This is a genomic window from Curtobacterium sp. MR_MD2014, assembly GCF_000772085.1.
In the GTDB taxonomy this organism is placed as follows: domain Bacteria; phylum Actinomycetota; class Actinomycetes; order Actinomycetales; family Microbacteriaceae; genus Curtobacterium.
This window is the reverse complement of sequence record NZ_CP009755.1, coordinates 3,223,363-3,241,745: the sequence shown is the minus strand read 5'-3', so window position 1 is coordinate 3,241,745 and position 18,383 is coordinate 3,223,363. Positions and strand designations below refer to the sequence as shown.

Below are 18,383 nucleotides of genomic sequence, written 5' to 3'. Positions count from 1 at the left end.
GGGGCATGGCCCTGGCGAACGTCGTGATCTTCGGCACGGTCATGCTCATGCTCGTCGCGACGATGGTCGCGGTGTCCACCTCGGGGGCGGTGAAGTCGGCGACGGACCGGAACTTCCAGAACGCCATGGCCGCGGCGTACGCCGGCCTGGCCGACTACCAGTCGAAGCTGTCCAACGACAACGGCTACGCGCTCTACGGCAACGCGGCAGCACAGTTCAGCAAGACGAGCGGGTCGACGTTCACCGGCGACGACAAGAACACCGCCTTCACCAGCAGCGGCTCGCAGTGGGCGTCCGTCGTGGGCTCCACGGACCAGTTCTTCCGGTACGAGGTCGACAACGCCGACTACTCGTCGAAGGGCGTGCTCCGGGTCCGCGTCACGGGGAAGTCCGGCGGGAGCGTCCGGTCGCTCGTGGCGAACCTCAAGGGCGACGGCTTCATCAACTACCTGTACTTCACGAACTACGAGTCGTCGAGTCCGTCGATCTCCGGCAGTGACTGCACGACCGCCTACCAGTGGCAGGGAGGCGTGTCGAACAGGTGCCAGGCCGTGCAGTTCGCCGGGACCGACGTCCTCAACGGCCCGATCCGGACGAACGACGTCTTCACGGCGGCGTGCGCGACGACCTTCAACGGCAGCGTCGAGCAGCACGACACGCGGGTGCGTCCGTCCAGCGGGACCTGCAGCGGCCAGTTCCTCGGTGGTGACCCGTCACCCGTGCCGTACCTGGGGCTTCCGGCGCTGAACTCGAACATGTCCCAGGAGACCCGGACCGACATCCCGGCGACGGTTCCCCGTCCCGGCTGCCTGTACACGGGCCCGACCCGGGTGACCTTCCTCGGAGGCGGCAAGATGACGGTCTGGTCGCCGTGGTCGAAGGCGACGCAGATCCGGGTGGACAGCCAGTCCGGCGAGGTGTCCGCGAGCGCGGACACCGCGAAGGCAGCGTCGCTCTGCGGGTCGATCGACGCCCTGCAGAGCCAGGGCGGCGCGACGATCCCCACGCTGCCCGCGAACCTCGTGTACGTGCAGGACGTCCCGTCGGCGACGAACAACGTGAACACCTGGTCGGGGACCTTCCCGTCGAAGTACACCAACACCTACTGCACGACGACGGTCACGGTCGGGGCGAACGGCCGGGCGACGACGAAGGCGAACCAGCCGTTCAGCAACGGCATGGGCTACCCGGCCGCAGGGGAGTGGGTGAACGGCCGCAGCGCCGGCCGCAACAACACGACGCAGGCCGGTTCCGCGCCGGACACCTACTCGTGCACCGCCGGCGACGTCTTCGTCAGCGGGCCGTTCGCCGGCGCGATGACGATCGCCTCGTCGGGCACGATCTGGGCGACCGGCAGCGTGACGTACGCCGACCCCACCACCGACATCCTCGGCCTCGTCGGCCAGAACGCGGTCGAGGTGTACAACCCGACCAAGTGCACCTCGTACGCGTCCGACGGCACCGCCTGCAACAACTCGGGGATCGCCCTGCTGAACCGCTCGACCGGGGACGGCATCACCATCAGCGGTGCCATCGCCAGCAACGCCGGGACGTTCTGGAACCAGAACTACGACGTCGGACCGAAGCTCGGCACGCTCAAGGTCGTCGGCTCCATCGCGCAGAACTGGCGCGGACCGGTCGCGACCACCGGGAACACCGGCTTCTCGAAGAACTACGTGTACGACCAGCGGCTGCTCACCACCGCCCCGCCGAAGTTCCTGCAGCCCGTCTCGACCTCGTACGGCGTGACGACGCAGGTCGAGGTGCAGTCCGCGTACCAGGTCGACGGTGCGTGCGCGAGGACGAGCACGGGAGCCTGCCGGTGAGCGCGGTCTGGGTCCTCGCCGCCCTGGCCGGTGTGCTCGGTCTGGCGATCGGCTCCTTCCTCAACGTCGTCGTGCACCGTGTCCCCGCCGGGATCTCCGTCGTCGCGCCGGCGAGCGCGTGCCCGCGGTGCGACCACCCGATCCGCAGGCGGGACAACGTCCCGGTCCTCTCGTGGCTGCTGCTGCGCGCGCGGTGCCGCGACTGCGCCGCTCCCATCTCGGCCCGCTACCCCGCGGTCGAGGGCGCGACCGCGGTCCTGTTCGTGCTCGTCGCCCTCGTCGTCCCCCAGCCGCTCGGCGCCACCACCGTCGGCGAGGCCCTCGGTCGGACCGTGATGCTCGCCGCCCTGCTGTTCCTGATGGCGGTGAGCGTCGCGCTCTCGCTGATCGACCTCGACACGCACCGGCTGCCGAACGCCGTCGTCTACCCGGCTGCCGTCGTGCTGCTGGTGCTCCTCGGCGCGGTGTCCGCGGTGTCCGGGGACTGGGGCGCCCTGCTGCGCGGTCTCCTCGGCGCCGTCGTGCTCGGTGGTGCGTACCTGGTCCTGGCGCTCGCGGTCCCCGGGGGGATGGGGCTCGGCGACGTCAAGCTCGCCGTGGTCCTCGGCCTCGTGCTCGCGTACCTCGGATGGGGACCCCTCGCAGTGGGAGCTTTCGGCGGCTTCCTCGTCGGCGGTACGGTCGCGATCGCACTCGTCGCCGTCGGTCGCGCACGGATGGGCAGCGGAGTCCCCTTCGGGCCGTCGATGCTCGTCGGCGCCTGGATCGGCATCGTCCTCGGCGCACCCCTCTGGTCGGCCTACCTCGGGCTCCTCGGCCTCTCCTGACCCTCAACGAAAGCAGCACCATGGGAAAGAGCATCGTCGGCGTCGACATCGCCGCGTCGTCGATCCGCGCGGTCGAGGTCGGGGACGCCGACCGTGACCGCCCCGTCGTCCTCCGGGTCGCCGAGGTGCCGACACCCGAGGGTGCGGTCAGCCGCGGCGAGGTGCTCGAGCCGAACACGGTGGGGGCCGCGCTGCGGCAGCTCTGGTCGGTCGGCAGGTTCCGGTCGCGCGACGTCGTCCTCGGCATGGGCAACCAGCGGGTCCTCTCGCGTGACCTCACCGTGCCGCACGCTCCGCTCGCGCAGATCCGCGAGAGCCTCCCCTTCCACGTGCAGGACATGCTGCCGGTGCCGGTGGGGGACGCCATCCTCGACTTCTACCCGGTCAGCGAGGGTGTCGACGAGACCGGTCCGGTGATCAAGGGCCTCCTGGTCGCGGCGATCAAGGACGCCGTGCTCGCCAACGTGCGCGCCGTGCGGCTCGCGGGTCTCAACCCGGTCGGTGTCGACCTCATCCCGTTCGCCCTCACCCGGGTCCTGAGCCCGACGCAGGCGCAGCACGGCACCATCGCGATCATCCAGGTCGGTGCGGACACCACGAGCGTCGTGCTGGCCACGGACGGTGTACCGCAGTTCGTGCGGATCATCCCGTCCGGCGGTGACGACATCACCCGGTCGCTCGCCGGTCGACTCGACATCCCCTTCGCCCAGGCCGAGGCGGTGAAGCGGCACTTCGGCATCGGACCGGGGGCCCGCACACCGGACGACGTCCGCGCCGTCGCGGCGGTGTTCGACACGGTGAACGAACTCGTGACGAGCCTCCGCAACACCATCAACTACTACGTCAACACCCGTCCGGACGAGGTCGTCGCCGGGATCGCACTCGTGGGCGGCGGCGCGCAGCTCATCGGGCTGCGCGAGGCACTCGCCGACACGACACACCTGCCGGTCTCGACCCCCTCCGCCTTCCGCGGTGCGGGCTTCGGGCGGGCGGTGCGCGAGGAGGACGTCCTCGCGCACGGCGACTCGGTGGCGGTCGCGTACGGACTCGCGGTGGGGAGCAAGGCAGCATGACCAGCACAGAGGAACGCACGGACGCGATGCAGGGTCGTCGGGGTCGGGCAGGCCGTCGAGCGGCTGCGGACTCGACCGCGGGGCGCACGCCCCGTGTCGACCTCCTGCCCGCGGAGGTCTACGTCGAGCGTCGGCAGCGCGCGGTCACGCGTCGCGCCTGGCTCGGTGTCGTGGTGGCGGCAGCCGCCGTCGTGCTCGCGAGCGGTGGGGCGATGGCGCACCAGATGGCCACGGCGGCGGCGCTGACCGCGGCGCAGGGTGAGACCACGACGCTCCTCGCCCAGCAGCAGCGGTACGCGGAACTGCGTGCGGCAGAACGCGACACCGACCTCCTCGACTCCGCCCGCGCCGTCGGCGGGTCGACGGAGGTCGACTGGGACGGCACGCTCGGCGGCATCCGGGACGTCCTGCCGGCAGACCTCGCGATCAGCGGGATGACCATCGCGTCCGCGACCGTGACGGAGCCGTTCGGGCAGCCGGCGGACGCAGGACCCACGCCGAGGGTCGCCACCCTCACGCTGACCGCCCGGTCGACGACGATCCCGTCTGTCCCGGACTGGACCTCGCGCCTGTCCGGGACCACCGGCTACCTGGACTCGTCGATCTCGTCGATCTCGTACGACGAGGACCGCGGCGAGTACACCTCCGTGATCGAGCTCGAGCTCGATGCGCGGGCCTACGACGGCAAGTACGAGAAGGACGCCGACCGATGACGAAGCACCACCTGTCCCTCGTGATCGCGCTCGTGGTCTGCGCGGTCGTCCTGGCCGGGGGCTGGTTCCTCGGTGTGCAGCCGCAACTCGCGGCGGCGTCGTCGAACCAGGCGCAGCAGAGCACCATCGACGCGACGAACGACAAGAACCGTGCGGAGCTCACGCGGCTCGCCGCGGCGTTCGCCGGACTCGACGCCACGAAGGCCGAACTGGCGCAGCTCCGGGCATCGGTGCCGTCGACGACGGACAGCGAGTCCTTCGTCCGGCAGATCGACGCGAACGCCGCCGCGGCCGGCGTCCAGGTCACGAACGTCACCATCGGGGACGCCACCGCCTACGCCCCCGCCACCGAGCCCACGGCGGAGACGACGGCATCCGCGGCGCCGTCCGCGGCCGCGACCTCGAGCACCGACGAGGACGTGCCCTCGGCGCAGCCGGCGACCGACCCTGCGGTCACCGACGCGAACTTCTCGCTCGTCCCCGTGACGGTGGCGGTGCAGGGGTCGTACGACCAGGCGCTCGCGTTCACGAAGGCGATGCAGTCCGGGTCGCGGCTCTTCCTCGTCTCCGGCATCGCGGCCGCGAGCGAGGAGGAGGACGACGCGCCCCCGATGGAGTCGCAGTCCTGGTCGCTCTCCGGATCGGTCTACGTCTTCACGGACACCTCGTCGACGGCCTCGGCGAACGGCTGACACCCCCTCCGCAGAGCCCCCCGCGAAGTGGGTGCGACACGCCACGCCGCACCCACTTCCGCGACACCCGTCGGTGTGCCTACGATGCTCCCGACGCCGCACTCGCGGCTGCTCACACCCCTCTCGGACGGTCGCCTCAGGACGGCCGTTCCTCGTCGTGCCCGGAGTCGCGCGTGTTGGTCGGAATCGTGGAGTTCCTCGGCTGGTTCGGAGCCGTAACCGTTCTCGCAGGTTACCTGCTGTTCTCACTGGGCAAGATCCCGAACGGGCCGCTCTACCAGTCCCTCAACCTGGTCGGCGGCCTCTCCGTCGCTGTCAACGTCGCTGCGCACCACGCGATCCCGTCGACGATCGTGAACGGCATCTGGGCGGTCATCGCGGTGGTCGTCCTGGTCAGGATGGGCCGCGCACGTCGGGCCGCCGGGAACCAGGCTTCGGCCCTGCCGAGCGCGTCGGCCCTGCCGAGCGCGTCGGCCCTGCCGACGGCGCCGGTCCTGCACAGCGAGCCGCCGACGACGACGGCGGTCCTGCCGGTCGTCGGGCCGGCCCTGCGCGACCACGAGGCGGAGCCGGGGGAGCGCGACCGCGGCGAGTCGCGCCTCCAGGACGGCACAGTGACGGCCCCCGTCGCTCCCATGACGGAGTCCGTCCCCGTCATCACGGCGACGATCGCGCTCGCGCTCGTCGCGGCCGCGCAGCACCAGGCGACCCAGGGCGGCCCCGAGCGGCACCAGGCGACCCAGGACGACTCCGCGCAGCACCAGGTGACCCAGGGCAGCCCCGCAGCGCAGGGACCCCAGCACGCGCAGGAGCACGCCGCACGGTGACGTGACGGCGCCGCAACCCGCCACCCAGGGTGCCCGGCAGTAGCATCGAGCCATGTCCCGGTGGCTGATCGCGACGATGACGTCGGTCCTCTTCATCGCGCTCGTCATCGCGGTGACGGGCTTCGAAGCCCTGCTCGCCGACGTCGAGGCGATCCCGCAGCCGGACGCGAGTCCCTACCTCGGCCCCACGATGGTGGTCGCGGCGGCCGCGGTCGTGTTCCTCGCCACCGCCGCGGGCATCCGCGAGGGCAACCCGGGCGTCACCGGGCTCGTCGCCGCTGCCGGTACGTACCTCGTCATGCTCGGCACGGGTGCGATCGGGTACTCGATGACGCGGGGCGACGGTACCGAGCTCCTCGTGTTCCCGGCGGGGTCCGCGTTGAGCCCGTTCGTCGTGGGGTCCGTCGTCGTGGCGCTGCTCTGCGTCGTCGGCGGCGTCTCCGCCGCCCGCTACCAGGCCCGGCAGCGTCCGGCGGGCGCGACCCCCGGCGTGGAGGGCGACCGCCGCTAGGAGTCACCCGCGCGCTCGGCGCCCCCCGGCTGTCGCGCGCCGTGCATGCGTGCGCCTCCGACCCCGCCCCGACTCCGACTCCGGCCCGCGCTCCACAGCGCCGGCCACAGCCCCGGTCCCGCGGCGCCGGTCGGCGGTAGGATCCGGGGGCACGCAACAGGCACGACGGGGGACGCATGACCGACCATGAGCCGGACGGGTGGGCACGTGTCCCGCACGTCGACACGATCCGCGGGACGCAGGAAGCACCGGTCCCGGCGGCCGTCCCCGTTGCACGACGGCCTCGTCGCCGGATGCGCCGCGGCGCACTGGTCGGGATCATCGCCGGCGGCGCCGCCGTGGTCCTGCTGCTCGCGACGGGGGTCGTCGGGTACGCGCTCCAGTCCTCCTCGCACTCGGCCGACCGGCCGGTGCGGGCCTTCCTCGACGACCTGACCGCCGGTCACGTCGACGACGCGCTGCGTCTGGCGGGTGTCGACCACGACGACGAGGACGTCCTGCTCACCGACGCCGCCTACGCGAAGGCGACCGACCGGGTCACCGGGTACCGCATCGCGGCCACGCGCACCGACGGCGACACCGCGACCGTGCGTGCCTACCTCCGTCAGGGCGGCCGGGACGTCGCCTCCACCTTCACGCTCGACCGCACGGGGACCGACTTGGGGGTCTTCCCGGTGTGGGAGCTCGAGGCCCCCGACCTCGGCCGGGTGCAGGTCTCGGTGCGCGGCCCCGGCGGGACCCCGGTCGAGGTCGCCGGCCAGCGTGTCCGGACGTCCGACGACGGCATCGCGAACCTGACCGCGCTGCCCGGGACGTACGACGTGACCGTCGACGGCGGGAAGTGGTTCACGGCAGAGCGCGCCTCCGCTCGTGTCCCCGGGTTCAGCGGGACCGGTTCGGTGCCGGTGTCCTTGACGACGGAGCTCACCGACGACGGCAAGCAGGCCGCGCAGCAGGCGGTGGACCGCTGGGTGGACGGCTGCATCGCCTCCACCGACCCGGCCCCGGCGGGCTGCAGCTTCTACGCCTACGGCGAGGACCCGGCGTACACCTACACCAACCAGAAGTGGACGCTCGAGCAGCGCCCGGAGGTCACGGTCGGCGGTTGGCTGTCGCGCGGGTGGACGATCTCGACGACGACGCTCGGCCGCGCCACCTTCACCGCGGACATCTCCGGACCGGACGGCGTCGGCACGGCCACGGCGGGGCCGATGAACGTGAACGCGAGCGGGTACGTGTCGGGCTTCTCCGACGACGGCGCCACCTTCGAGTCCGCCGTCGGCAACGGGTCGTCGGACTCGGGTTCCTGACGCGGACCGGCCCGGACCGCGGTCGACGGCCGGGAGGCCCGCCCCGCCTCCGCCGCGACCGGTGCGGTCCGGTACGGGGCCGGCCTGGCGCGTCGGCGGGTCGCTCGGAGCACGACGCGCCCGGATTGATTTCGCCGTGTGACGCGGGTAGTCTCTACCGGGTGTGCGCTCTCGGGCGCGCCCGAAATCCCGGGTCACCCTCGTCGTCCTCGACGAGACCGTACCGGGTCATCCATCCCACGACCTCCCCTCCGCCGTCAGGCCGTGATCAGCGTGGGATGAGGAAGCCGACGGAAGGCGTCGGCCAGAACACGAGCGAAGAACCAGGAGAACAGTTGCCTACCATCCAGCAGCTCGTTCGCAAGGGTCGTACGCCCAAGGTCGTCAAGACCAAGGCGCCGGCACTGAAGGCGAACCCCCAGCAGCGTGGTGTCTGCACCCGCGTCTACACCACCACCCCCAAGAAGCCGAACTCGGCCCTGCGCAAGGTCGCTCGTGTCAAGCTCTCGAACGGCACCGAGGTCACGGCCTACATCCCCGGTGAGGGCCACAACCTGCAGGAGCACTCGATGGTGCTCGTCCGCGGCGGTCGTGTGAAGGACCTCCCCGGTGTGCGCTACAAGATCATCCGCGGTGCCCTGGACACCCAGGCCGTCAAGAACCGTAAGCAGGCCCGCAGCCGCTACGGCGCGAAGAAGGGTTGAGTTAGATGCCTCGTAAGGGTCCCGCCCCGAAGCGTCCCGTCGTCGCCGACCCGGTGTACGGCGCGCCGATCGTCTCGCAGCTCGTCAACAAGATCCTCCTGGACGGCAAGAAGGGCCTCGCCGAGCGCATCGTCTACGATGCACTCGAGGGCGTCACCGCCAAGAACCAGCAGGACGCCGTCGCGACGCTGAAGAAGGCGCTCGACAACGTCCGTCCGACCCTCGAGGTCCGCAGCCGCCGCGTCGGTGGCTCGACCTACCAGGTCCCGGTCGAGGTCAAGCCGCACCGCGCGAACACCCTCGCGCTCCGCTGGCTCACCTCGTACGCCAAGGCCCGTCGCGAGAAGACGATGACCGAGCGTCTCATGAACGAGATCCTCGACGCGTCGAACGGTCTCGGTGCCGCGGTCAAGCGCCGTGAGGACACGCACAAGATGGCCGAGTCGAACAAGGCCTTCGCCCACTACCGCTGGTAAGTCCGGCGCTGGTAGTCCCGGCTCCGGGTGGGTGCCCGCGGTCATGAACCGTCGGCGCCCACCCGGACGCCAACCTCTCCTACAACTCTTCCGGAGGAACCTGTGGCACAGGACGTGCTCACCGACCTGAACAAGGTCCGCAACATCGGCATCATGGCGCACATCGATGCCGGCAAGACCACGACGACCGAGCGCATCCTGTTCTACACGGGCATCACGCACAAGATCGGTGAGGTCCACGACGGCGCCGCGACGATGGACTGGATGGCGCAGGAGCAGGAGCGCGGCATCACGATCACGTCGGCCGCGACGACCTGCTTCTGGGACAACAACCAGATCAACATCATCGACACCCCCGGTCACGTGGACTTCACGGTCGAGGTGGAGCGCTCGCTCCGCGTCCTCGACGGTGCCGTCGCCGTCTTCGACGGCAAGGAGGGCGTCGAGCCCCAGTCCGAGACCGTGTGGCGTCAGGCGGACAAGTACGACGTCCCGCGCATCTGCTTCGTCAACAAGATGGACAAGCTCGGCGCTGACTTCTACTTCACCGTCGACACGATCATCAACCGCCTCGGTGCGGAGCCGCTCGTGCTCCAGCTCCCGATCGGTGCCGAGAACGACTTCGTCGGCGTCATCGACCTCATCGAGATGCACGCCAAGGTCTGGCCCGGCGACGCCAAGGGTGACGTGACCATGGGCGCCCAGTACGAGGTCCAGGAGATCCCGGCTGACCTCCAGGACCGCGCCGAGGAGTACCGCGCGAAGCTGATCGAGCGCGTCGCCGAGACCGACGACGCCCTGCTCGAGAAGTTCTTCGGTGGCGAGGAGCTCACCAAGGACGAGATCAAGGGCGCGATCCGCAAGCTCACGATCGCCTCCGAGGTCTACCCCGTCCTCTGCGGCTCGGCCTTCAAGAACCGCGGCGTCCAGCCGATGCTCGACGCGGTCATCGACTACCTCCCGTCCCCGCTCGACGTGCCGCCGATGATCGGCCACGACGTCAAGGACGAGGAGAAGGAGATCATCCGCAAGCCCGACGCCACCGAGCCGTTCTCGGCCCTGGCGTTCAAGGTCGCGGTGCACCCCTTCTTCGGTCGTCTGACCTACGTCCGCGTGTACTCCGGCTCGATCGAGTCCGGTGCCCAGGTCATCAACTCGACCAAGGGCAAGAAGGAGCGCATCGGCAAGATCTTCCAGATGCACTCCAACAAGGAGAACCCGGTCGACAACGTCACCGCCGGTCACATCTACGCGGTCATCGGCCTCAAGGACACCACCACCGGTGACACCCTGTGCGACCCGTCGGACCAGGTCGTCCTCGAGTCGATGACGTTCCCGGAGCCGGTGATCGAGGTCGCCATCGAGCCGAACACGAAGGCCGACCAGGAGAAGCTCTCCACGGCCATCCAGAAGCTCGCGGAAGAGGACCCGACGTTCCGCGTCGAGCTCAACGCCGAGACCGGTCAGACGACGATCAAGGGCATGGGCGAGCTCCACCTCGACATCCTCGTCGACCGCATGAAGCGCGAGTTCAAGGTCGAGGCGTCCGTCGGCAAGCCGCAGGTGGCCTACCGCGAGACCCTGACCAAGGTCGTCGAGCGCTACGACTACACGCACAAGAAGCAGACCGGTGGTTCCGGCCAGTTCGCGAAGGTGCAGATCGCCCTCGAGCCGATGGAAGTCACGGCCGAGAAGGTCTACGAGTTCGAGAACGCCGTCACCGGTGGTCGCGTCCCGCGTGAGTACATCCCGTCGGTCGACGCCGGTATCCAGGACGCCATGCAGGTCGGCATCCTCGCCGGGTACCCGACCGTCGGCGTGAAGGCCATCCTCAAGGACGGCGCGGCGCACGACGTCGACTCGTCCGAGATGGCGTTCAAGATCGCCGGTTCCATCGCCTACAAGGAGGCCGCCCGCAAGGCCGGCCCGGCCATCCTCGAGCCGATCATGGCCGTCGAGGTGCGTACTCCCGAGGAGTACATGGGCGACGTCATCGGTGACCTGAACTCCCGTCGTGGCCAGATCGCCTCGATGGAGGACGCCTCGGGCGTCAAGGTGGTCCGCGCGAGCGTGCCGCTGTCCGAGATGTTCGGCTACGTCGGGGACCTCCGGTCCAAGACCTCTGGTCGTGCGGTCTACTCGATGACCTTCGAGACCTACAGCCAGGTCCCGGCCAAGGTCGCCGAGGAGATCATCGCGAAGAACAGCGGAGAGTAACGCTCCGGCGTTCTCTCCACAGGCGAGGGTGCCCGGCGACGGGCCCCTCGTCACCAAGTACAGTTAGACACACACCCTGCTCGCCAACGGTCGTCAGACCGGGGGCGTGCTCTCCGAGTCCTGAGGAGGACCCACAGTGGCCAAGGCCAAGTTCGAGCGGACCAAGCCGCACGTCAACATCGGAACCATCGGTCACGTCGACCACGGCAAGACCACGCTCACGGCGGCGATCACCAAGGTTCTGCACGACCAGTACCCGGACCTCAACGAGGCCCGTGACTTCGCTCAGATCGACAGCGCTCCCGAGGAGCGCGACCGCGGCATCACGATCAACATCTCCCACGTCGAGTACCAGACCGACAAGCGCCACTACGCGCACGTCGACGCTCCGGGTCACGCCGACTACGTGAAGAACATGATCACCGGTGCGGCGCAGATGGACGGCGCGATCCTCGTGGTCGCCGCCACCGACGGCCCGATGCCCCAGACGCGTGAGCACGTGCTGCTCGCCCGCCAGGTCGGCGTCCCCTACATCGTCGTCGCGCTGAACAAGTCCGACATGGTGGACGACGAGGAGATCCTGGAGCTCGTCGAGCTCGAGGTCCGTGAGCTCCTCGGCTCGCAGGAGTTCGACGAGGACGCCCCCGTCGTGCAGGTCTCGGCGCTCAAGGCGCTCGAGGGCGACGAGAAGTGGGTCAAGTCCGTCCAGGACCTGATGTCCGCCGTCGACGAGAACGTCCCGGACCCGGTGCGCGCCACCGACCAGCCGTTCCTCATGCCGATCGAGGACGTCTTCACGATCACCGGTCGTGGCACCGTCGTCACCGGTCGTGTCGAGCGTGGCACGCTGGACCTCAACTCCGAGGTCGAGATCGTCGGCATCCGCCCGACGCAGAAGACCACGGTCACGGGCATCGAGATGTTCCGCAAGCTGCTGGACAAGGCTGAGGCGGGCGACAACACCGGTCTCCTCATCCGTGGCCTCAAGCGCGAGGACGTCGAGCGCGGCCAGGTCGTCGTGAAGCCGGGTTCGGTCACGCCGCACACCGAGTTCAAGGCGAACGCGTACATCCTGACCAAGGAAGAGGGCGGTCGTCACAACCCGTTCTACGCGAACTACCGTCCGCAGTTCTACTTCCGCACCACGGACGTCACCGGCGTCATCACGCTGCCCGAGGGCACCGAGATGGTCATGCCCGGCGACACCGTCGCCATGTCGGTCGAGCTGATCCAGCCGATCGCGATGGAGGCCGGCCTCCGCTTCGCCATCCGTGAGGGTGGCCGCACGGTCGGCGCCGGTACGGTCGAGGAGATCGTCAAGTAACTCCCGGTTCTCCGGAAGACACTGCGCCAGCGGGGTCGGGCCTTCGGGTCCGGCCCCGCTTCGTCGTTCCCGGCGGACCTCTGGGCTCCTCCGGGAGCGTTCCCGGTGACGGGTCCCAGGCGCTGACGGGCAACATCGTCGGCGTGACCCGTCTCCGCCGCTCCGCGACCAACGGTCGTGGCTACCACCGCGTCCGCAGCGGCAAGGGCTTCTCGTACCGCGACCCGGACGGGAAGACCGTCACGGACGAGGCCGTCCGGCAGCGCCTCGAGGACCTCGTGATCCCGCCGGCCTGGGACGACGTGTGGATCTCGCCGTACGAGAACGGGCACATCCTCGCGACCGGCAAGGACGGCGTCGGCCGCCGCCAGTACATGTACCACCCCGGCTGGCGCGAGCGGATGGACCGCATCAAGTACGACCGCGCGCTGGCCCTGGCGGAGTCGCTGCCGTCCGCACGACGGATGGTCACACAGGACCTGCGACGGCCCGAGCCCGACCGCCGACGTGCCCTCGCCGCGGCCTTCCGGATGCTCGACCAGGGCTCGCTCCGGGTCGGGTCCGAGCGGTACGCCACCGAGCACGGCAGCCGCGGGCTGTCGACGCTGCTCTGTGCGCACGCGCACGTGTCCGGCGACGACATCGAGCTCGACTTCCCGGGCAAGAGCGGCCAGGAGTGGTCCTCGACCATCCACGACCACGACCTCGCGCGGGTGATCGCCGGGATGAAGCGGCGTGGCCCGAACGCCCGCCTGCTGTCGTTCCGCGACGGACGGGGTGCGGAGTGGGAGCCCCTCGCCGCCGAGGACATCAACGAGTACGTGAAGGAGCGCGCCGGCGACGAGTTCACGGCGAAGGACTTCCGCACCCTGCACGGCACGGTGGCCGCCGCCGTGGACCTCGCGCGCACCGGACCCCAACCCAGCGAGGCGAAGCGCAAGAAGGCCGTCTCGCACGCGGTGAAGGCCGCGAGCGAGGAGCTGGGCAACACGCCGACCGTGTGCCGGCAGAGCTACATCGACCCGCGGCTGCTCGACGCGTACCAGCACGGCGAGACCATCGACCCCGAGCGCCTGCACGCAGCCGAGTCCGAGGTGCGTGCCCTGCTCTACCGACAGTGACGGAAGGGGGCGGATCATGACGTACGGTTGGACACCGTGCCCGACCTCCCCCACCCGGGCACGGAAGGACCCCTCCCAGTCGTGACCGACGAGTGCATCCACGGTTTCCCCACCGAGCTCTGCGACATCTGCTCTCCCCGACAGGCCGAGGTGCCTGCCGTCCCCACCACGCCGACGCCCCGTCGGACCCGCATCACCACCGACCTCCGCTCCACCCCGGCGCCCGCGCGCGGCTCGTCGTCGCTCCGGTCTCCCGCGGCTCCCGAGCTGCCGGAGCCCCGCGTCTTCGCGTCGCTCCGCGCGCACCACGCCACCCACGTCGACAACCTGTCGTCGATCGTCGCCGAGGGTGCGATCCTCGCTGCCGACGCGGCCGCCCCGGTCGTCGACGTCAGCTCGGCCGAGACGCGGGCCGCCCGCGCCGAGGCGAGTGCTCCCGACGGCGGACCCGTCTCCGGGCACGTGCCCTTCACCCTCTCGCCCGACGCCACCCGCTGGGACGAGCTCCGTCACGGTGCCGAGGGCACCCGGTGGTCGGACGCCGCCCGCCGCACCCGCGCGACCGAGTACGTCGTGCTCGTCGTGCCGGTGTCCGCGTTCGGCGCGTCGGTGATCGTGGCCGACCAGGACGCCGACGCCGACGACGTGCGGTTCGCCGTCGGTCCCGAGGCCGCGACGAACCTGATCCGCCGGACCGACTTCACCGACCCGGACATGCACGGGCTCGAGCTGCTCGCCGGGCCTCGGGTGCCGTTCTCGTCCGTCGCCGTGATCGGTGTGCCGAACGACCGCGTCCGACAGCAGGTCAAGTCGCTGCTCGCGCAGCACCGGGTCACCGGGCCCCGCGTCGCGGTCTTCCCGCCCTGGTTCGTCCCGCCCGTGCCCGAGGAGTTCTGACCGGGTCGGACGACCTCCCCACCATCGTGCCCGCTCGGCCTCGCCGAGCGGGCACGATCGGTTCCACCGGGCTCGCCGGGCTGCCCGGTCCTCCACTGCGCCGTGCCGAGCGGGCCGTTTCCGTCACGCTCGGCACCTCGACGCGACCGATCCCGCCCGCCCGCCGCGCACCGCGCGGCGTGTCCTGCCCGCTCGCGGAGCGACGGGGCCGCACCGGCGCCCGCCGGAGCAGCGCCGGCGTGACCGATCCCGGCCACCGGAGGCGCCGCCGCGAGCACACCGAGCACCTCGGGAACGCGCCCGACGCGCCCGGGGTGCGCCGTGCCTCCAGGCCGACCGGAACCCCGCCGTTCCGGGGGAGCGACCCCTCTCGCACCCCACCGGACCGGGCGACACGCCCGGGTTGCACGCACGGACGTGCTGTGCGAGACTTGTCCGGTTCCGAATTCCGCGGGCGTTCGCGCGCGCAGGATCACTGCTCTGGCAGTGCACAACCCCTCCGTCCAGCGGAGCTGGGTTGGGCCGCAGGCAGCAGAACACGATCGAGTCCCTCGTGAGCGCCTGGCCACTGCTGTGTCCAGGTGTGGGGGAAGCGACATGCCCACGCTGGACGGCCACGGTCGCCCTGCGCGGTTGACAGGAGAACAGCGGTCATCCCCCGAGGATGCGGCCGGTTGGTTCAGGAAAACAGCCAAGCCCTGCAGGAATGCACGGTGACGGCGGCGTCAGGCGGCCCGAGGGTGCGCGGCGCAGAGAGGACAGAGAGACACATGGCGGGACAGAAGATCCGCATCCGGCTCAAGTCGTACGACCACGAGGTCATCGACACGTCGGCCCGGAAGATCGTCGACACGGTGACCCGTGCCGGTGCGACCGTGGTCGGCCCGGTGCCGCTCCCCACCGAGAAGAACGTGGTCACCGTGATCCGTTCTCCCCACAAGTACAAGGACTCGCGCGAGCACTTCGAGAAGCGCACGCACAAGCGGGTCATCGACATCGTCGACCCGACGCCGAAGGCCGTCGACTCGCTCATGCGACTCGACCTCCCGGCTGACGTCAACATCGAGATCAAGCTGTAAGGGGGACCGACCAATGGCGAACTCAACCAAGACCGTCAAGGGCCTCCTCGGCAAGAAGCTCGGGATGACCCAGGTGTGGGACGAGAACAACAAGTTCATCCCCGTCACCGTGATCGAGGTCGGCCCGAACGTGGTCACCCAGATCCGCAACGTCGAGCGCGACGGCTACGAGGCGATCCAGATCGCCGCCGGTGCCATCGACCCGCGCAAGGTGAACAAGCCGGCCGCCGGCCACTTCGAGGCTGCCGGTGTGACCCCGCGTCGCACCCTCACCGAGATCCGCACCAACGACTCCGCCGAGTACACGCTCGGCCAGGAGCTCACCGTCGACACCTTCGAGGCCGGCCAGAAGGTCGACGTCGTCGGGACGTCGAAGGGCAAGGGCTTCGCCGGTGTCATGAAGCGCCACGGCTTCGCCGGTGTGTCCGCTTCGCACGGTGCCCACCGCAACCACCGCAAGCCCGGTTCGATCGGTGCTTCGTCGACCCCGTCGCGTGTCTTCAAGGGCATGCGCATGGCCGGCCGCATGGGTGGCGAGCGCGTGACCGTCCTCAACCTCACGGTGCACGCCGTCGACGCCGAGAAGGGTCTGCTGCTCGTCAAGGGCGCCGTCCCCGGTGCGCGCGGTCGCTCCGTCTTCGTCCGCACCGCCGTGAAGGGTAAGTGATCATGGCCACCGAGACCGCAACCACGATCGACGTCCTCGACGCGACCGGAGCCGTCGCCGGCAGCATCGAGCTGCCCGCCGCGCTCTTCGACGTCGAGACCAACGTCCCGCTGATCCACCAGGTCGTCACCGCGCAGCTCGCCGCCGCGCGTCAGGGCACCCACAAGACCAAGAACCGCGGCGAGGTCCGCGGTGCTGGTCGCAAGCCGTTCAAGCAGAAGGGCACCGGCCGCTCCCGTCAGGGTTCGGTCCGCGCTCCGGAGCACACCGGCGGTGGCGTCGTCCACGGACCGACCCCGCGCGACTACTCGCAGCGCACCCCGAAGAAGATGATCGCCGCAGCCCTGCTCGGCTCGCTCTCGGACCGCGCCCGCGGTGGCCGCATCTCCGCTGTCGAGTCCTTCGTCGCGGCCGAGGTGCCGTCGACCAAGACCGCTCGCACGCTCATCGAGAAGGTCGCGCCCGTCAAGAACGTGCTCGTCGTGCTCGAGTCGGACGACGAGCTCACGCTCAAGTCGATCCGCAACCTGCCGGGTGTCCACGCACTCTCGTACGGCCAGCTCAACGCCTACGACGTGCTCAAGTCGGATGCCCTCGTCTTCAGCAAGAGCGCACTCGACGCCTTCATCGCGTCGAAGACCGCGAAGGAGATCTCCGCATGAGCGGCTTCAACAAGGACCCGCGCGACATCATCATCTCGCCGGTCGTCTCGGAGAAGAGCTACGGCCTGATCGACCAGGGCAAGTACACGTTCATCGTGGACCCCCGCTCGAACAAGACCGAGATCAAGCTCGCCATCGAGAAGATCTTCGACGTCAAGGTCGCGAGCATCAACACGCTGAACCGTCCGGGCAAGACCCGTCGCACGAAGTTCGGCCTGGGCAAGCGCAAGGACACCAAGCGCGCCATCGTGACGCTCAAGTCCGGTTCGATCGACATCTTCACGGCTGTCGGCTGAGGACCAGAGGGATAAATCATGGCTATTCGTAACTACAAGCCGACGACCCCCGGTCGTCGCGGCTCGTCGGTCGCCGACTTCGCTGAGATCACCCGTTCGACGCCGGAGAAGTCGCTGCTTCGTCCGCTGCCGAAGACCGGTGGCCGCAACAGCTCGGGCCGCATCACCACCCGCCACATCGGTGGTGGCCACAAGCGCCAGTACCGCGTGATCGACTTCCGTCGTCACGACAAGGACGGCGTGGACGCCAAGGTCGCACACATCGAGTACGACCCGAACCGCACCGCGCGCATCGCGCTCCTGCACTACGTCGACGGCACGAAGCGCTACATCATCGCGCCGAACAAGCTCAAGCAGGGCGACGTCATCGAGCAGGGCCCCGGCGCCGACATCAAGCCCGGCAACAACCTGCCGCTGCGCAACATCCCCGTGGGTACGGTCATCCACGCGATCGAGCTCCGCCCCGGTGGCGGCGCGAAGATGGCGCGTTCGGCCGGTGCCTCGGTCCGTCTCGTCGCCAAGGACGGCCCCTACGCGCAGCTCCGCCTGCCGTCGGGCGAGGTCCGCAACGTCGACGCCCGCTGCCGCGCCACGATCGGCGAGGTCGGCAACGCCGAGCAGTCCAACATCAACTGGGGCAAGGCCGGCCGCATGCGCTGGAAGGGCGTCCGCCCGACCGTGCGTGGTGTCGCGATGAACCCGGTCGACCACCCGCACGGTGGTGGTGAGGGCAAGACGTCCGGTGGTCGTCACCCGGTCAGCCCCTGGGGCCAGGCCGAGGGTCGTACGCGCAAGCCGAACAAGCCGAGCGACAAGCTCATCGTCCGTCGCCGTAACGCCGGCAAGAAGCGCAAGTAGGAGTTCAGAAGATGCCACGCAGTCTGAAGAAGGGCCCCTTCGTCGACGAGCACCTGCTCCGCAAGGTCGTCACGCAGAACGAGGCCAACACCAAGAACGTGATCCGTACCTGGTCGCGTCGCTCGATGATCGTCCCGAACATGCTCGGACACACGATCGCCGTGCACGACGGCCGCAAGCACATCCCGGTGTTCGTCACCGAGTCGATGGTCGGTCACAAGCTCGGCGAGTTCGCGCCGACCCGCACCTTCCGTGGTCACGTGAAGGACGACAAGAAGGGCCGTCGCCGCTAACGCGGCGACG

General features: G+C 69.8%; 20 protein-coding genes. All 20 read left to right on the top strand.

The annotated features are described in order from the left end of the window. Nucleotides 1-5 precede the first annotated feature (5 nt). The 20 genes from NI26_RS15045 (at nt 6) to rpsS (ending at nt 18,373) form a co-directional block, all read left to right on the top strand. Nucleotides 6-1,826 carry a hypothetical protein gene (locus NI26_RS15045; RefSeq protein WP_144411393.1) on the top strand — a complete coding sequence of 607 codons (1,821 nt, stop codon included), beginning with the start codon at nt 6-8 and terminating at the stop codon, nt 1,824-1,826. Further along, nucleotides 1,823-2,653 carry a prepilin peptidase gene (locus tag NI26_RS15040; RefSeq protein ID WP_066658783.1) on the top strand — a complete coding sequence of 277 codons (831 nt, stop codon included), beginning with the start codon at nt 1,823-1,825 and terminating at the stop codon, nt 2,651-2,653. Before NI26_RS15045 ends, NI26_RS15040 begins: the two co-directional genes overlap by 4 nt. 20 nt (nt 2,654-2,673) lie before the next feature. Further along, nucleotides 2,674-3,726, top strand: a complete 1,053-nt coding sequence (gene pilM, locus NI26_RS15035) for a type IV pilus assembly protein PilM (RefSeq protein ID WP_066657057.1) — start codon at nt 2,674-2,676, stop codon at nt 3,724-3,726. Further along, nucleotides 3,723-4,439: a hypothetical protein gene (locus NI26_RS15030; RefSeq protein ID WP_066657054.1), complete on the top strand. Its 717-nt coding sequence runs from the start codon at nt 3,723-3,725 to the stop codon at nt 4,437-4,439. The genes pilM and NI26_RS15030 overlap by 4 nt, the downstream gene beginning before the upstream one ends. Then, nucleotides 4,436-5,131, top strand: coding sequence for a hypothetical protein (locus NI26_RS16985; RefSeq protein ID WP_066657051.1), 696 nt, complete (start codon nt 4,436-4,438; stop codon nt 5,129-5,131). Before NI26_RS15030 ends, NI26_RS16985 begins: the two co-directional genes overlap by 4 nt. A 176-nt stretch (nt 5,132-5,307) precedes the next feature. Continuing rightward, complete coding sequence (locus tag NI26_RS15020; protein WP_158407774.1) at nt 5,308-5,958, top strand: CBU_0592 family membrane protein; 651 nt, start codon at nt 5,308-5,310, stop codon at nt 5,956-5,958. Between the two features lie 52 nt (nt 5,959-6,010). Beyond that, nucleotides 6,011-6,469: a DUF6121 family protein gene (locus NI26_RS15015; protein ID WP_066657046.1), complete on the top strand. Its 459-nt coding sequence runs from the start codon at nt 6,011-6,013 to the stop codon at nt 6,467-6,469. A 176-nt stretch (nt 6,470-6,645) separates the two neighbouring features. Next, entirely contained in the window at nt 6,646-7,779 is a 1,134-nt protein-coding gene (locus NI26_RS15010; protein WP_066657044.1) for a hypothetical protein, read from the top strand. Nucleotides 7,780-8,114: 335 nt separating this feature from the next. Then, nucleotides 8,115-8,483: a 30S ribosomal protein S12 gene (rpsL, locus tag NI26_RS15005; protein ID WP_058728453.1), complete on the top strand. Its 369-nt coding sequence runs from the start codon at nt 8,115-8,117 to the stop codon at nt 8,481-8,483. A gap of 5 nt (nt 8,484-8,488) precedes the next feature. Continuing rightward, nucleotides 8,489-8,959: a 30S ribosomal protein S7 gene (rpsG, locus tag NI26_RS15000; protein WP_058742332.1), complete on the top strand. Its 471-nt coding sequence runs from the start codon at nt 8,489-8,491 to the stop codon at nt 8,957-8,959. Between the two features lie 102 nt (nt 8,960-9,061). Continuing rightward, nucleotides 9,062-11,176, top strand: a complete 2,115-nt coding sequence (fusA, locus tag NI26_RS14995) for an elongation factor G (protein WP_066657042.1) — start codon at nt 9,062-9,064, stop codon at nt 11,174-11,176. 136 nt (nt 11,177-11,312) lie between these two features. After that, nucleotides 11,313-12,500, top strand: a complete 1,188-nt coding sequence (gene tuf, locus NI26_RS14990) for an elongation factor Tu (protein ID WP_058728450.1) — start codon at nt 11,313-11,315, stop codon at nt 12,498-12,500. 143 nt (nt 12,501-12,643) lie between these two features. Beyond that, entirely contained in the window at nt 12,644-13,621 is a 978-nt protein-coding gene (locus NI26_RS14985; RefSeq protein WP_066657035.1) for a DNA topoisomerase IB, read from the top strand. 81 nt (nt 13,622-13,702) lie between these two features. After that, nucleotides 13,703-14,518: a DarT ssDNA thymidine ADP-ribosyltransferase family protein gene (locus NI26_RS14980; RefSeq protein ID WP_066657034.1), complete on the top strand. Its 816-nt coding sequence runs from the start codon at nt 13,703-13,705 to the stop codon at nt 14,516-14,518. A gap of 770 nt (nt 14,519-15,288) precedes the next feature. Next, nucleotides 15,289-15,597 (top strand): 30S ribosomal protein S10, encoded by a 309-nt coding sequence (gene rpsJ, locus NI26_RS14975; protein WP_022903286.1) that lies wholly within the window; start codon nt 15,289-15,291, stop codon nt 15,595-15,597. A gap of 13 nt (nt 15,598-15,610) precedes the next feature. Further along, complete coding sequence (gene rplC / locus NI26_RS14970) at nt 15,611-16,264, top strand: 50S ribosomal protein L3 (RefSeq protein ID WP_022903285.1); 654 nt, start codon at nt 15,611-15,613, stop codon at nt 16,262-16,264. Between the two features lie 2 nt (nt 16,265-16,266). Then, nucleotides 16,267-16,926 carry a 50S ribosomal protein L4 gene (gene rplD / locus NI26_RS14965; RefSeq protein ID WP_066657033.1) on the top strand — a complete coding sequence of 220 codons (660 nt, stop codon included), beginning with the start codon at nt 16,267-16,269 and terminating at the stop codon, nt 16,924-16,926. Continuing rightward, nucleotides 16,923-17,222 carry a 50S ribosomal protein L23 gene (gene rplW, locus NI26_RS14960; RefSeq protein WP_058742338.1) on the top strand — a complete coding sequence of 100 codons (300 nt, stop codon included), beginning with the start codon at nt 16,923-16,925 and terminating at the stop codon, nt 17,220-17,222. The genes rplD and rplW overlap by 4 nt, the downstream gene beginning before the upstream one ends. An 18-nt stretch (nt 17,223-17,240) precedes the next feature. Next, entirely contained in the window at nt 17,241-18,080 is an 840-nt protein-coding gene (rplB, locus tag NI26_RS14955) for a 50S ribosomal protein L2 (RefSeq protein WP_058728264.1), read from the top strand. Between the two features lie 11 nt (nt 18,081-18,091). After that, nucleotides 18,092-18,373 (top strand): 30S ribosomal protein S19, encoded by a 282-nt coding sequence (gene rpsS / locus NI26_RS14950; RefSeq protein WP_017885529.1) that lies wholly within the window; start codon nt 18,092-18,094, stop codon nt 18,371-18,373. The last annotated feature ends 10 nt before the right edge of the window (nt 18,374-18,383 follow it).

Coding starts and splice junctions, on each gene's coding strand:
- NI26_RS15045 (WP_144411393.1), top strand. CDS start 6: ATGGCCCTGGCGAACGTCGTGATCTTCGGCACGGTCATGCTCATGCTC.
- pilM (WP_066657057.1), top strand. CDS start 2,674: ATGGGAAAGAGCATCGTCGGCGTCGACATCGCCGCGTCGTCGATCCGC.
- NI26_RS15030 (WP_066657054.1), top strand. CDS start 3,723: ATGACCAGCACAGAGGAACGCACGGACGCGATGCAGGGTCGTCGGGGT.
- NI26_RS16985 (WP_066657051.1), top strand. CDS start 4,436: ATGACGAAGCACCACCTGTCCCTCGTGATCGCGCTCGTGGTCTGCGCG.
- NI26_RS15015 (WP_066657046.1), top strand. CDS start 6,011: ATGTCCCGGTGGCTGATCGCGACGATGACGTCGGTCCTCTTCATCGCG.
- NI26_RS15010 (WP_066657044.1), top strand. CDS start 6,646: ATGACCGACCATGAGCCGGACGGGTGGGCACGTGTCCCGCACGTCGAC.
- rpsG (WP_058742332.1), top strand. CDS start 8,489: ATGCCTCGTAAGGGTCCCGCCCCGAAGCGTCCCGTCGTCGCCGACCCG.
- rpsJ (WP_022903286.1), top strand. CDS start 15,289: ATGGCGGGACAGAAGATCCGCATCCGGCTCAAGTCGTACGACCACGAG.
- rplC (WP_022903285.1), top strand. CDS start 15,611: ATGGCGAACTCAACCAAGACCGTCAAGGGCCTCCTCGGCAAGAAGCTC.
- rplD (WP_066657033.1), top strand. CDS start 16,267: ATGGCCACCGAGACCGCAACCACGATCGACGTCCTCGACGCGACCGGA.
- rplW (WP_058742338.1), top strand. CDS start 16,923: ATGAGCGGCTTCAACAAGGACCCGCGCGACATCATCATCTCGCCGGTC.
- rplB (WP_058728264.1), top strand. CDS start 17,241: ATGGCTATTCGTAACTACAAGCCGACGACCCCCGGTCGTCGCGGCTCG.
- rpsS (WP_017885529.1), top strand. CDS start 18,092: ATGCCACGCAGTCTGAAGAAGGGCCCCTTCGTCGACGAGCACCTGCTC.